Genomic DNA, 14,148 nt, shown 5'->3' with positions numbered 1-14,148 from the left:
GGCGTAGAAGAACTGTTGTCTGTTGCAGAACGTTTATCACTTATTATTGTGAACCAGTAAGTCAGAGCTCTGTATGGAGTTAGACTTAGCCAACGCAAAGGAAGCGCTGTCAGGTGAAAAATCAACCCAAACAAAACTATTTTTAGTTGACAATTTTATATGGGTACTATTAGTTGCGACAGTTCTTGCTTTTGGAATCATCAATGGACCACAGTTCTTCAACTATTCTAATCTCCAGTTCATCGTATTCTCAAGTGTTATGCTCAGCTTTCTGGTTATGGCTGAAGGGATCTGCCTCTTGAGCGGCAATTTCGATCTTTCTGTTGGTCAGGCGGCAGGGTTTGCAGGAATGTTAAATGCACTCCTCCTCACTTCCTGGGCACCGTGGATGCCTTGGTGGTTAGGCGTTATTACGATCCTCTTCATTGGAGCATTGATCGGTGCGTTCAACGGTTTCTTTATTGCCTTTCTGGATCTCAATCCATTTCTTGTCACTCTTGGCACCTTCTTCATCCTCCAGTATGCAACACTCGAACTTAGCCTCAATCCGATTAGTGAAGGATTCCCAGCAACTTATCTCGCTATTGGTGGTGATACAATCGCTGGAATCCCGATCGCGATCTTCGTCCTGGTCATTGCTGCTGTCCTGATTCATATTCTCATGAGGCAGACCCAATTTGGTAGTAACGTCTACTCAGTCGGTGGCGATTCAGAAGCATCAAACCGAGTCGGAATTAGCGTCACTAATACTGTATTTTGGGTATTTGTGATCTCTGGTGTCTTGAGTGCTTTCTCGGGACTCCTATTTACAGGATTTCTTGGCTCGGCAACCCCAGGAATGGCCGATGGTGCCGTCTTCATGGCATTTGCCGGTGCTGTTATTGGAGGTGCCAGTTTAACAGGTGGCCGGGGGTCAATTGTTAATATGATTGGTGGTGCACTGCTTATCGGCGTGTTTGATGCTGGTCTTATACAAACTGGACTAGGCGGTAATCAAGTGAATATCTTCTTTGGCGTTCTCGTAATCGCCGCGATCATCATCAACAGATACCGGCAAAATATTCGAGACGATCTCCTCACTCCGAGTTAGGCTCCTGAGTCAGTGTGAGGCAGCAATATATACCTCACCAAGATATAAAAAGATTAGTGATAAATACAAATTATTATTACTCTTGTTTACGAGAAGGGTATATGGTAGGAACAACCATACTAGCTATAAACCTCGTAATCGCAATTGGCATTGTTCTTGGATTGATCATAGTGCTTGACATTGATCCAGCGGTGTCATTAGTAAGTGGTTCACTCTATATGGGTATCGCATCGGGGCTTGGTTTAACAGAGACAGTTGATGCAATCGGTGAGGGATTCGGTGACTTAATGGCGTCAATTGGCTTGCCAATCATTTTTGGGATTATGATCGGGATGCTACTCGCTCGATGTGGTGGTGCTAGAACAATTGCATTGGGAATGACAGATGCGGTTCCAACAAAATATATTCCATACGCAATCGGCATTTCAGGTGCTATTATCGCAATTCCTGTCTTTTTCGACGTTGCATTTCTCGTGATGATTCCAATGGTCATTGCTCTCTGGCGAGAAACTGAACTCTCATACCCGCTAGTGATCGGACCACTCGCGATTGGGGCGGCCGGTGCACACACGTTTATCCCCCCGACCCCCAATCCACTTGCTGCACCCGCTTTACTTGATTTCGAACTTGGAACAATGATGATTGTTGGTTTGATTGGTGGAATACTATCGATTACATTATCAATTGGTGTTTTTGTTGCTGTTATTGATCATATTTGGACTGGTGATGATATTAGTGAAATACCGTTTGTAGATGAAGAGGAAGAAACAGTGGAGAATCCCCCTTCGTTTCTTGTTTCTCTTCTTCCAATCGCTGTGCCTATCATCTTTATTATGATCGGGACTACTTCTGAGGCTCTCTTAGGCGAGCTAAACGTCTTTTTCGAATTTCTCAGTAGTCAAATCATTGCACTTCTTGCAGGACTGATTGTCGCTATCATCATATATGTGATTACGATGGGGCATGAGAATCTTTCAGATGAATTCTCGGAAGCCTTGCGCCCTGCAGGGATCGTCTTGGCAATAACGGGCGCTGGGGGCGCATTTGGATTTGTTATTCAGGAGACAGAGGCTGCTGACGCAATGCTCAGTCTTGTTGGTGCAAGTGGTGATGGAATAATGATCGTTGTAATCGCCTATGTGCTTGGTCTGGTCATGCGCGTCGCACAAGGTTCAGGGACAGTTGCAGGGATCACGGCGATGACTATCATAGCTGGTGTTGAAACGACTGTTGCACCTGTAGCCCTAGCTCTTTCGGCACTCGCAGGTGGTATGAGTATTGGTCATATTAATGATAGTGGTTTCTGGGTTGTGACTGAATTGGCTGGTCTGGAGGTGACTGGTGGCTTGAAAACGTACACTCTTGGTGGTGCAATTGTCTCAATATTCGCATTCTTCTTCTCGATTGTCATAGCACTCATATTATAAATTTTATAGCTAAAGGAATATTTAAGAGATAGCATTGAGATGAATACCATGCCATGCAAGATAGTACCACAGAAGAGGCAACGATATTCTATGAGGATGATGCTGATATGTCTATCCTCAATGAAAAGACAATAGCCATCATTGGGTACGGGAATCAAGGCCGTGCGCAGGCGCTGAACATGCAGGACTCCGGTGTTGAAGACATCATTGTCGGAAACCGAAGCGACGACTCAAGGAAACAAGCTAGAGAGGATGGCTTTGAGGACTACGACATAGCAGAAGCCGCTGAACGTGCTGATATCATCTTTCTGCTGATTCCTGATGAAGTTGCCCCAGGAATCTATCAAGAAGAAATCGAACCTGGACTCGAAGCCGGTAACACAGTTAATTTTGCATCAGGATACAACATCACTTACGATTTTATCGAGCCTACTGCTGACCTTGATACTATCATGGTCGCACCGCGGATGATCGGAGACCTAGTCCGCGAACTCTATGAAGAGGGTGACGGTGCCCCAAGCATGATCGCTGTTAATCAGGACTACTCTGGAAACGCACAGGAAACAGCACTTGCACTATCAAAAGCTATCGGCTCGACCCGATCCGGTGTGATTGAAGGTACTTTTGAGATGGAAACGAAAATTGATCTTCTAACCGAACAAGCACTGATACCGCTTTTCTTCAATGCAATTGCAGCAAAATACGAAATCGAACGTGAGGCAGGAATTCCTGGTGAGGTTATCCTGCTAGAGCAGTATCTATCCCAAGAGATGGCACATATCTTTGAAGTAATGGGAACTGATGGCTTCATCGGTCAGCTTCCGCTTCATTCTCAAACTAGCCAATATGGGCAGATGTCTCGAGCAGAGGCATATAATCGCGAAGAGATGAAGTCCTACATGCGAGAGCGACTACGCGAGATCGAAACGGGGTCATTCGCTCGTGAGTGGACTAATGAGCAACAGGCAGGTTACCCAATGCTCAACCGATTATACAAAGAATTCGGTGATACTGAAATGATCCAGAAGGAACAGGAGACTATTGAAAAGCTTGGACTAGGTGATGAATGAATCATTCCTCGAGAGAGGATTATTGCAGTTGGCGTTCACTGGACCCTGAGGAGACAAGTTAAAGAAGAAAGAGGACGCGACGTTCAGTTTCCGATCTGCTCGAGTGCGAACACGTACTTGCCTGACGTCACCTCGGCAATAACGGCCTCGTCGGTTCGATCAATTGCCTTGATCCCTGGATGATCTCGGTTCGTCCGATTGCCGTTGTTCCAGATGTTCGTTCCGCTCTCACGGACGCGGACCTGTTCACCACCGAACGTCGGTATTTCAACCGTAGCTGTCGCGTTTCCGGGAATCGTCACTTCGAGTTCAATTCCTTGCCTGTCACGGCCAGCGCCCGATGTCTCGGTAAGTTCCCAGCTCGACTCAACGACTCCTCTAATAGTTTCGGTCGTTGCACTGGTCCACTCAAGATCGTCGACTGGCTTGGGGGCGATCCGGACGTGCTTGAAGCCAGGCTCGTCGACTTGAATACCTGCGAGATGCTTGTAGAACCACTCGTCGGTGACGCCCAGAAAGTGGTGGTTCCACGACCGCGAGTCCAGTTCCCAGAACTCAAGCAGCGATGTCCGATCGTTTTCAATCCATAGTCCCCAGCTCGGATAGTCGGTCTGCGTGGCGACAGTGTAGGCGACGTCATGGTAGCCATACTCGGTGAGAACCGGGAGCAGATACTTCGTCCCGAGCGTTGCAGTATTGAGGTGGCCGTCGTGAGTTTCCATGACATCTTCGACAAGGCTCTCTACGACAATATTCTCGTATTCATCAGGAACCATCTCGAAGGCAAGCGGGAGAAGGTTCGACGTCTGAAGGTATGCCTCGTGCTGACCGGTCCGGTAGTAACCTAGGTTTGTGTCGAGGAATTCGTCGTTGAAATCCTCACGGATCTCCTTAGCAAGTTCCTCCCATTCGGCGGCCTCCTCGTCTTCGCCAATGAGCGAGGCGGTTTCGGCGAGCACCTGCGTGAAGCGATAGTAGTAGGCCGTCGAGGTAATCGGTACCTCGTCTCCCCCGCCGCCGTATCCGTCATCTGTATCAGTCAGTGGTGCACCACCCCAGTCGCCGAGTCCAACCGGGAGTACGTGGCTGTCATCGAAGGTCCGAATAACGTCCTCCTGATCCGAGATTCGTTCAGGGAGGTCGTCAACGATATCTCCTTCGGACCACAATTGGATCCAGTCGATATACTGTTTCCAGCTCTCGTAGTGCGTTTCGAGAATCCGCTTATCACCGTAGTACTGGTAGACCCACCAGGGGATGAGGATGAACGCAGCGTCCCAACCCGGCGTGGGACCCAGTGCCCAGTCGGGGCTTAGATCGGGTTCATCGAGGAAGCTATACCCCGGTGTCGGGACAATCGTCGAGGTCTCGCCGTCCTCGCGTTGGGCGTCAGCAAAGTCCCGAATCCACTTCGTCCAGAACCGGGCCATATCGTAGTTATAGATCCCCGTTTCCGCGGTCAGCTGGGCGTCACCCGTCCACCCGTTTTTTTCCAGTTTCGGGGTATCCGTCGGCAGACCCTGCATATTGTTTCGATAGGCCCATAACGTGTTTTCGTGAATCTGATTTAACAGGTCGTTCGAGGACTCGAAGCTGCTTTCAACGCTTTCGTCGAATGCAGTATAGACATATTTCGCCGCAAGGGACCCAGAGCTCGGCTCGCCGGGATACCCCTCGAGTTGTACATACCGAAAACCGTTGTAGCTATAGCTCGGCTCCCATCGTTCAGTCCCCTCCCCTCTGAGGATGTAGTGATTCCGCTGCATGGGGGCGTGAATGAGCGAATTATCATTATCCACCGTTCCGTCGTCGTGGAGCTTTTCGCCGTAAGTCATCGTGACTCCGATTCCCTCATCGCCTTCGACAGTCAATTCAGCCCAACCGGTCATGACCTGTCCGAAATCGACGACGTAAACGCCATCTTCCGGCTCAGTAATTTCAACGGGGTCAAGGGTGTCCCGTACTCGCATTGGTTGGATGTGTTGGGGGATTCGGTCACCACCTGGATCGTCGACAATCGTTGGAACGTTCCAGTCACTATCGTCGTACTCCGGCTCCGTCCATCTTGGTTTCTCTTCTCGAGCATCGTACACTTCGCCCGAGAACAGCGAGTCGAACCGAGTTGGGCCGTCGGTTAACAGCCAATCGTCGCCACTGACAAGTGACGTACTCGTTCCGTCGGCGAATTTGATGTTCAGCTGAACGATCGCTTGTGGGTCACTCCACCACGGAGCTGTCAGCGCCCAACCCCAGTCATTATCTGCGACCATTTCACCGAACCGGAGCCGGCCAAGTGCGATTCCGATCGCGTTCATGCCACCATTCAGATATGTCGTGACATCGTACGTCGAGTAGAGCACAGTCTCATCGTACTGAGTTTGAGCGGGCTCGAGCACGCGATTGCCGATACGCTCGCCATTGCAGTAGAGCTTATGACAGCCGATACCGCTAACGTGCAATCGGGCCTCCTCAACATCCTCATTGAGGTCAAACCCAGTGCGAAGCAGCGGTTCGGGGCGATGGTCGTACTCATCTTCTTCTAGGAAATCGTAGTCGATGCGATCGTTCGGTCCCCACTCGCCATAATCGGGACCGATCCACTCGCCCTCCCAGTATTCGTCGCCTGCTGGCAGGGCCGTCACGAATTGTGTCGAATCACACCAATCGCTCGCCTCATCGCCGTCCCAAAGCCGGACGGTCCAGTAATACGTTGTGTCCGCCTCGAGCGCTTCGCCATCGTAAGGAACGTGAATTGATTGTGATGAATCTATAACACCGCTGTCCCAAACGTCGCTATCGCCGTTCTCAACTGTGTCTCTGCTCTCTGCCACCAAGATTCGGTACGCCGACTGGACGGTACCTCGCGGGCCGGCTACTTCCCAAGAGAACCGCGGCACCTCAAGCGTGCTATCGGAGTTATCGACTGTTGGAAGCACGTTATTCGGCTCTCGAGCGTACTCGACCCGTAGGTTTGTCGGGGTTATCGATCCCTCATCAGTTTCCTCATCTCTGTTAGCCGCAGCCGTCTCTATACCAGCTCCGGCAGCTATCGAGGAGCCCGCAAGCGCACCTGTATATCGCAGGTAATCTCGTCGGTCAATTAGTCCGTCGTGTTGTTCTTTCTTGCTGTGCGAGTGTCCCGTCATGGGATCGACATTGATGTCTCTCATATGTTATTTTTCTGCCGAATGATTACACTCTTCGTACCGATCGAGCATAACCGTCGCGCCACCCGGTAACAGATACCAGGATCGTTATATCTATTTTCTTCTATCAGATATAAACATTTGGTCAAATCATTATCATGTTGTCTAATCGCTAATCCGCCACCCTGTTTGATACTGAAATAGTTGAAGAGGTGTGATGAACGAGGGTTCCTCACATATTCTACAATTGATACGTTAAAAACGCTTTCCCACACCGCTCACACTCCTTCATTTGGCATCCGTTGTTAGTTAAAACACAGGTATAGCAACTGCTACCAGTACTCTCATACCTATTGAAGACGGTCTTATTAATTGAGCATTGTATATGGAACTCTCAGATACCCTTCTGTGTCTGTTTAGTAGTGAGATCAATCACCGTAATGGGTCTTATACGATCGAGATTCCCGAACGCGAGGTCGAACTTGGAGACCTCGAGCCGGACCGGTCGTATCGCATCGCTCTGGTTCCGCAGGCTCGGACCCATCCTGACTCGGATACTGATGGTAATGAAGAATCAGCCCAAGCGACAGCCAAGTCCAGTCCGCCTGTTGCTGAGGGTGACCATCGAACTGTTGAGATCGAGACGATCGGCGAGCAGGGCGACGGGATCGCACGAGTCGAGCGAGGCTACGTGGTCATCGTTCCCGATACCGATCCTCACGAACGCGTCGAGATCGAAATTACAAGTGTCACAGACACCGTCGCCTTCGCTGACGTCGTTGAACGCTACGAGGACCACGAGTAGGAAGCGTTCTACCGTCGTGGTGGTCAGAGTGGTGCCACTACCGGATTAGAAAGTATCCGCAGAATCCCGCTTACTTCATTACTTATCGCGAGAAGCACTTAAATGAGATCGCTGCTCGCACCGTCTCTTTTAGAGATGGTAGGAGCAACACGGGTAGTGGCGAAATCACGACAGTTGAAGTGATTATCGACTGCCAGTGTAGTGAAAGGGAGTTGCGAGGCCATAGCCAGCAGTGCAGACGGTGCGAGACCGCATCCAACCATCACTATCNCTATTCGTTCGACTGAACTCCGCGACTGCCTTCATGAGAGTTGGTTATACAGCAGTCAGCTGTCTACGCAGCGTCGTCGAGTAACTGGCCGATATCGTCTGCGCGCTCCTCGCCAGTCACAATCTTTGAAACCTCCCAGTTGAGTTCGCCCAGCAGTAGCTCATAGCCTTCGTTAGTGAGCTCGTACTCGTTGGTGCGCTTATCGAGTTCGCTTTTCGCGATCAGGTCGCGTTCAACAAGGTCATCGAGGTTCGGGTAGAGCCGGCCGTGGTTGACCTCGTTGCCATAGTACTCCTCGAGTTCACCTTTAACTGCAAGCCCGTACCGAGCTTCCTCAGCAAGGACGGTGAGGATCGTTTGCTGGAATGCGGTCAAATCGTGCGCGGTACGCCCCTCTCTGTCGGGTGTCGATTGTGCCTCTGACATCCTCTCGGTTGAGACAGTTACTCTCAATAACTGTTTGGGAATTGACCTCGTTTCGGATACGGAGATTACCGACGAAACACGCTCATAACTGATGAGAGAGCGGTTCTGGGTGAAACACGTTGATTCTACTGCAGTTACAGTTTCGTTTATACGGTTGATTCACGAGCGCTACATCGATTCAAATACATCAGTCAGTGGAGGCGCGCTCGTCGAATCGGAGAAACCTTGCTCAAGCCGATGAAGCAATACGTGATGGAGCGTCCACTGTTCGGCTCGTTGCAACGATAGGGTGTATTTCTCCTTGGGTGGAGGTGCCATTCTCACTCTAGTAGTTGCCTATCCGGATTGACATAGTAGTGTCTCTTGGTATCAAGTGTACACACCTATGTCTTCAAAACCCCAGACAACCTACGAGAATAACTCGTTGAGCGTGAATTATCCGCTTAGTGGTGTCTGTGAAAGTCATGCTACTTGTTCTGTATATCTTGCTGGAAGCCGACAGAGTAAGCGTGTACGTCTCGATAACCACTTGTAGACCTCCTGTCGGCACTCGTGAATCGAGTATTCGACTGTGGGCTGACCACTTATGAGTATGACATATTTCGACGAGAGCGGTAGCCGACTCGCTACAGCTGAGATTACGACTCGAGACGATGTCGAGACAGTCGTCGTCAAAGGGCGCTTTACCCGCGCCGTTGTGGAGATCGATACTACAGAGTCTTACTGCCGTCATTGTGAGTCTTCGAACTGCCATCACGTCCTCCGAGCAGAGTCCATATTCAGATAGAGTAGCAAATTCCTCGCTCGAGTTCTCTTCCGTTTCGAGCTGGCTACGAGTTCTACTTTAGAAGAGATCGTGTGATTAATTGACGCGATTTTTCTGACCTAACTAATCAGGAGGTAGTCTTAGACGCATGGTGTTCTTCTTGCCTTGTGCAACACCCGCTGCTATAGATCGCTTGCTGTTGCACAAGGCAAATATCACTGCTTGAATGGGTTGCTGGTGCTCTCAGAGGGAGTTGAGATCATCGAGCACGGGCCCGATTCAAGGGTTCGAGCTCTTGAATTGCCTCTCGCCTCGTTACCGGTATGAGACCTCACTTTACCGTTCAACTGATGCCCAGTATCCGTTATCGTCTGTCCGATTTGTCGAAATACCACCGAATAAGCCATGCATCGAGAGGATACGGGAGTGCTATGCAGAGCCGTCGTTTCATACTGCTCTCATACTCCGGTTTGGGCACTGGTAACGGTCGGCTCCACTCTTCGGCGATCGTTGCATCGGCGAGCCAGGCGACGAAATCTGTTACTCCCTCGTAGGGGAGATTGATCTGTGAGGGGTCGGCCCGCTCTTGGAGCTCGAGCCAGAAGCGCAGTTTCCCGCTGTCCGAATCGAACTCTCGATCATTCAGGTGGGATTTGATCTCTTCGAACGTTCCTGTATCGACCTCGAATCCGAACGCCGCTGGATCATAGTTCGCGACGATGAAGCCTGTGATCGTATGAAAGCAGGTCTCACAGTGATTGCATGATAACGACGCATCGCCGCCGTAGTCACAGCTACTGACCTCCCAATTCGTCTCTTTGTCCGCGAAGTGAGTACCGAGGAGTTCGATTTTGTTTTGACGCGTTAGTTCGCCTGCATCCGATTTAACTCTCGTTTCCCCCCATCGGAGATTGTCAACCAACAGTGGCTGTGTCGATTTTGGATATCGCTTGTGAGGGAGATAATCCGCTGACTGGTAGATGTTTGTAAGGCCATGTTTGTAGGCGAGAGGAGCGGTAAAGCCGGGATATCCGATTCCGAAGAACATCGCCCGATCCCAGGACTCGTTGAGCTGGTGGCGATGATAGAGGTTCACCATGAACTTCTTGACTATCGATTTGATGTTCGTCTCGATCGCATGAGCTGTGAGCTCATTTTCGGCCGCGAAAGCGTCGATCATCCGCCGCTGTTGCTTCCATGCGTTCTCTCGAGTTTCCGTTTCCTTTCGGACCGTGATGAGGTGTGGCTGCTGGTCGCGATGGCGAAGATACGTCGTTGTCGAGTCGACACCACCTGTAAAGAGGACTCCTGAACGACTCTCTTCCGAATCGGGGTTAGGTGAGCCGTTATCGACGAGGTCCTTGTAATGGAGGGAACTTTTCGCTTCGAATGGTGCATTTGGATACAATTGCGCGTACCCATCGTAGAGTCTAGGAAGCGCCCGACGGAAACTCTCGTCTATCTCATCGATATAAATATCGGCGCCTCTGATCCAGGCGACGGGAGATAACGTTGCCAAAAGGGGAACCGCGAGAATGCTTTCGGGAACGTCGGAGACGTCCTCCGAGTACCGTATATACGGATCGATGTCCCGCAGAAACCGCTGGAGACGCCGTGAATACGACACGCTATATTGGACCTCGGTCCGGTCGTGAACGGAGATTTCGTCTACAGTGATTCGCGGCCTCATCCGCGTCGCTTGACCTCCCGCTGTTATCAATTTCTGGAATGAGGATCGACGACGAGCCACCTGCAGACTGCTCCCGGGATGTAGTTTTGTGCTACTCTATTTAGGAGTGCTCTCGGACGTAACGTCGACCTCTCGCAAGTGAATATCACAGCAGCGAATTCCTATCATTGGAGATTGAACATATGACGACGGGTAGCCTCGAAACTTGAGCACCGCCACGGTGTTGTATTCGACAATGCGAACCCCCGGTCGATCATCTCGTTTGTGGCGTCGGCCATTTTGATTGTATTCTTTGTATTTGATGTTGTACGTAGTGGCTCTCGCGGACTTCGTTGATAATCAGTGGTAAGCTTGTTCCGTGCAGTGAGGGGACTAATAGGACCGACGGTATGGGGCTGGACTGCTTTGATGGCGTTCGTCGGTCGTTGTCTTCGTGTTAGATGCGGACCGACTCTGCCGATACTCACAAGAGGATCGCTTGAAAACCTTCGTCGAAGCCATGCATCTGTTCTCTATTCCAACTATAGATATGGGCAAGAAATTGGCCATAATCATGCTGGCAGAAAATACGCATCTTCACAAAGGATTATCGTTAAGAATTTGAGATGATGCCATTTCCGATGCATTTATTGCCGTATTTTTTGTTGTACAGCCAGTAATAACCATCTTCCCACTTGCAAATAGCATTACAACTGCATTTGGCTCTTCGAGCCAATAGATAAGTGCTGGAAATTGCTCTGGTTCATACTCTATCTGCTCGACTCCTAATTTAATAGCAACCGTAGCAAGGTCGACTGACTGACCAAGATCAGCACTAGTTACTACATTGTCAATAGATATGTGCGGTGGATCCAATAGATCAATATGTAGCTCTCGCAGTTCATCAAACAGGCAATAGAACCCTGTATAAACGTCTTGAACTGATTTTGCACCCGTGATGATGAGTTTTCCAGATTGATGAATGTTGATTGCTATTTTTGGCTCTTGTAATCGGTAGGTTAGACAGGTAACTGCTCCTGTGCTGTGTTGTGCATTGTCGAGATCTTGGCAGAGAGCATCGAGATCAACCTCTTGAGCGATCTTTGTTGAAGCGACGATATTCTGGACCTCCACTGACGTTGAAGGAGCCATCGTGAGTAGCTACAACACCGAGATACAAAGTCCTTTTAGGAATCTGATAGCTGATAATAATATATGGATTTTCACTCTATACTCATGAGAGTCGTCAGATCATGAACTGCGAGAACGACTGTGACGGTCGTCCTACCTAAGACGATCGAAGAGTCACCCAACTTGGTCGGCTTTTGCCGGGACTTGCTTTCCCTGCAAGTCCTCAACCATAACTGAACTTTCTGAAGATGACTTATTTAGACGTTCCTATTGGTGTGGATTGGTAGCTTTGAAAGATAATAAGAAGCCCTCCTTGAGTATCTCTTCTTGATTTTTGTTTGGGCAAAGAACGTAGAGGACATTCTACACTGCATCTAAATAGAGCTGGAAACACCGCATTCCCATCGTGTGGGAATCCGCCCTGCGCTCTTGATCCGAACACTCGTAGCAGTCAGCAATCGCCTGGACCGACCGAAGATACAAAAAGTCAAAATGAAACTGACTCATACGAAACTCACTACCGAAGACGACCGGACTGATGAGCAAACACAAGCGCCAGCGTCTCAGTCAATCGCATCATGCCCGGAGTGTGGAGGTCGAATCGTGTCTGATGATGAGCATGGAGAGAAAGCGTGTGAGGAATGTGGTCTTATCCTTAATGCAGATACTATTGATCACGGTCCCGAGTGGCGTGCGTTCAATGCCACGGAACAAGATGCAAAGAGCCGGGTTGGCACGCCGACAACACCTCTAATGCATGACAACGGTCTTAGTACGACAATTGGATGGCAAAACAAAGATGCATCCGGACAGATAGTAGGAGAGGAAAAACGAGCGAAATTAGAACGGCTTCGTCAATGGGACGAACGATTTCGAACAAAGAACGCCCGCGAACGGAATCTCAAACAGGCCTTCGGAGAGATTAGGAGAATGGCATCTGCGCTTGGACTACCACAGCCAGTTCGGGAAACGGCAGCAATCATCTATCGTCGGGCCGTCGAAAACGATCTGCTTCCCGGCCGGTCCATCGAAGCGATGTCAACAGCATCACTGTATGCAGCGGCCAGACAGCATCAGGTACCACGTACGCTAGAAGAGTGTGCGACTGTCAGCCGAGTTGAACAACTCCCTATTCAGCGCGCATATTGGTATCTCTCCCGTGAACTTGGATTAGAAATCAAACCGACAGATCCGATCCAGTATGTATCTCAGTTCGGATCGGCGCTTGAGGTAAGCGATGACGTGCTCCGCAAAGCCCGAGAGCTCCTTACTGTTGCAAAGGATCAAAACGCCCATAGTGGCAGAAAACCTGCTGGTTTGGCAGCAGGCGCACTTTATGCAGCGAGCCGCTTGACCGATGAAAAAGCTACCCAACAAACAGTAAGTGAGATAACGGATATAAGTAGAATGACAATCCGTGCCCGTTACCAAGAGCTCCTTGAGATATACGGTGCTGAGGATAACACTGCATGAATTTTCCTATGACACTCGAACAATTCCCACTACTAATTAACCGACTGCAGACGGTTCTTCGTAAACAGACGTACATCTCCTGTCCAAGAAGCAGGATACGGTCTAGTGGACGGAATACGGGAGATCGAAGCGGGGTATCTGTTTGATGCTGCGTATCCTGTCTGACGTAGAATCGGGCCGAATATAATACCGACTACTCAAAGGAGACAATAGTGGGTGATTCAGCATCATCGGAGGATTCGCCATCCCTACAGATGGTCCTTGATGCGCTGAATGACACTAACTGCCAGGCTATTCTCCGTGAGACGGAACACCCTATGACCGCAAACGAACTCAGCGATACGTGTGACATCCCTCAGTCAACGTTGTACCGAAAATTAGACGTACTCAGTAACGCCTCGCTTGTCCGCGAGAGCGATCAGATCAATCCAAGTGGAGGCCGAACGACATACTATGTGCGGAATTTCAGTGATGTGACTATTTCGATGGATCCTACTACCGAGAATGGACTGTCGGTATCAGTCCAGCGGCCACCACGAAACGCAGACGAACGACTCGCAGATATCTGGTCACAGATGAGTGATGAACTATGATCTGGATCGGAACTGCTATTGTTATCGTCAAAACGGTGATCTTGTTGTTGGGGGCTGGAATCACTTATATCGCATATAAAGCGTACCGTCGAACAGGATCATCCTCATTACGAGCGCTCGGTATCGGCTTTACCAGTATAACGCTAGGGGCCCTCCTCGCGGGTGTTGCTGATCAACTCTTCTCCGTTTCGCTAGAGATGGGTGTGCTCATCAACAGCGTTCTCGTCGCGATCGGATTTGGGATTATTATGTATTCTCTCTATATTGAGAACTAACGATAA

General features: G+C 49.8%; 11 protein-coding genes. 7 read left to right on the top strand and 4 right to left on the bottom strand.

Going from position 1 to position 14,148, the window contains the following annotated elements; all coding sequences use genetic code 11:
• Nucleotides 1–73: 73 nt before the first annotated feature.
• From WOA58_RS18040 to ilvC, 3 genes are all read left to right on the top strand, one after another.
• Nucleotides 74–1,090: an ABC transporter permease gene (locus WOA58_RS18040; RefSeq protein WP_340605686.1), complete on the top strand. Its 1,017-nt coding sequence runs from the start codon at nucleotides 74–76 to the stop codon at nucleotides 1,088–1,090.
• 101 nt (nucleotides 1,091–1,191) lie between these two features.
• Nucleotides 1,192–2,517, top strand: a complete 1,326-nt coding sequence (locus WOA58_RS18035; RefSeq protein ID WP_340605685.1) for a GntP family permease — start codon at nucleotides 1,192–1,194, stop codon at nucleotides 2,515–2,517.
• 53 nt (nucleotides 2,518–2,570) lie between these two features.
• Complete coding sequence (gene ilvC / locus WOA58_RS18030) at nucleotides 2,571–3,587, top strand: ketol-acid reductoisomerase (protein WP_340605684.1); 1,017 nt, start codon at nucleotides 2,571–2,573, stop codon at nucleotides 3,585–3,587.
• An 83-nt stretch (nucleotides 3,588–3,670) separates the two neighbouring features.
• Here ilvC and WOA58_RS18025 read toward each other — a convergent pair whose 3' ends face one another.
• Nucleotides 3,671–6,757: a family 78 glycoside hydrolase catalytic domain gene (locus WOA58_RS18025; protein WP_340605683.1), complete on the bottom strand. Its 3,087-nt coding sequence runs from the start codon at nucleotides 6,755–6,757 to the stop codon at nucleotides 3,671–3,673.
• A 361-nt stretch (nucleotides 6,758–7,118) separates the two neighbouring features.
• On the opposite strand from WOA58_RS18025, the gene WOA58_RS18020 reads away from it, so the two are divergent.
• Nucleotides 7,119–7,538, top strand: a complete 420-nt coding sequence (locus tag WOA58_RS18020; RefSeq protein ID WP_340605682.1) for a TRAM domain-containing protein — start codon at nucleotides 7,119–7,121, stop codon at nucleotides 7,536–7,538.
• 334 nt (nucleotides 7,539–7,872) lie between these two features.
• Here WOA58_RS18020 and WOA58_RS18015 read toward each other — a convergent pair whose 3' ends face one another.
• The 3 genes from WOA58_RS18015 to WOA58_RS18005 all read right to left on the bottom strand — a co-directional run bounded on the left by WOA58_RS18015 (nucleotide 7,873) and on the right by WOA58_RS18005 (nucleotide 11,822).
• The gene (locus tag WOA58_RS18015) at nucleotides 7,873–8,235 is read right to left on the bottom strand and encodes a PadR family transcriptional regulator (RefSeq protein ID WP_340605465.1); all 363 of its coding nucleotides are present in this window, start codon (nucleotides 8,233–8,235) and stop codon (nucleotides 7,873–7,875) included.
• A gap of 1,130 nt (nucleotides 8,236–9,365) precedes the next feature.
• Nucleotides 9,366–10,691 carry a hypothetical protein gene (locus tag WOA58_RS18010; RefSeq protein WP_340605681.1) on the bottom strand — a complete coding sequence of 442 codons (1,326 nt, stop codon included), beginning with the start codon at nucleotides 10,689–10,691 and terminating at the stop codon, nucleotides 9,366–9,368.
• Between the two features lie 576 nt (nucleotides 10,692–11,267).
• Nucleotides 11,268–11,822 carry a TATA-box-binding protein gene (locus tag WOA58_RS18005; protein ID WP_340605680.1) on the bottom strand — a complete coding sequence of 185 codons (555 nt, stop codon included), beginning with the start codon at nucleotides 11,820–11,822 and terminating at the stop codon, nucleotides 11,268–11,270.
• 471 nt (nucleotides 11,823–12,293) lie between these two features.
• Between WOA58_RS18005 and WOA58_RS18000 the strand changes: the two genes are divergently transcribed.
• The 3 genes from WOA58_RS18000 to WOA58_RS17990 all read left to right on the top strand — a co-directional run bounded on the left by WOA58_RS18000 (nucleotide 12,294) and on the right by WOA58_RS17990 (nucleotide 14,142).
• Complete coding sequence (locus tag WOA58_RS18000; protein ID WP_340605797.1) at nucleotides 12,294–13,274, top strand: transcription initiation factor IIB; 981 nt, start codon at nucleotides 12,294–12,296, stop codon at nucleotides 13,272–13,274.
• A 209-nt stretch (nucleotides 13,275–13,483) separates the two neighbouring features.
• A complete protein-coding gene (locus WOA58_RS17995) occupies nucleotides 13,484–13,867 on the top strand; it encodes a helix-turn-helix domain-containing protein (protein WP_390220986.1) in 384 nt (127 codons plus the stop codon).
• Nucleotides 13,864–14,142: a DUF7521 family protein gene (locus tag WOA58_RS17990; protein ID WP_340605678.1), complete on the top strand. Its 279-nt coding sequence runs from the start codon at nucleotides 13,864–13,866 to the stop codon at nucleotides 14,140–14,142. The genes WOA58_RS17995 and WOA58_RS17990 overlap by 4 nt, the downstream gene beginning before the upstream one ends.
• Nucleotides 14,143–14,148 lie beyond the last annotated feature (6 nt).

Origin of the sequence: Halalkalicoccus tibetensis (assembly GCF_037996645.1) — an archaeon.
GTDB lineage: Archaea > Halobacteriota > Halobacteria > Halobacteriales > Halalkalicoccaceae > Halalkalicoccus > Halalkalicoccus tibetensis.
The sequence above is the reverse complement of the archived record's forward strand: the minus strand, read 5'-3'. Positions and strand labels throughout refer to the sequence as shown.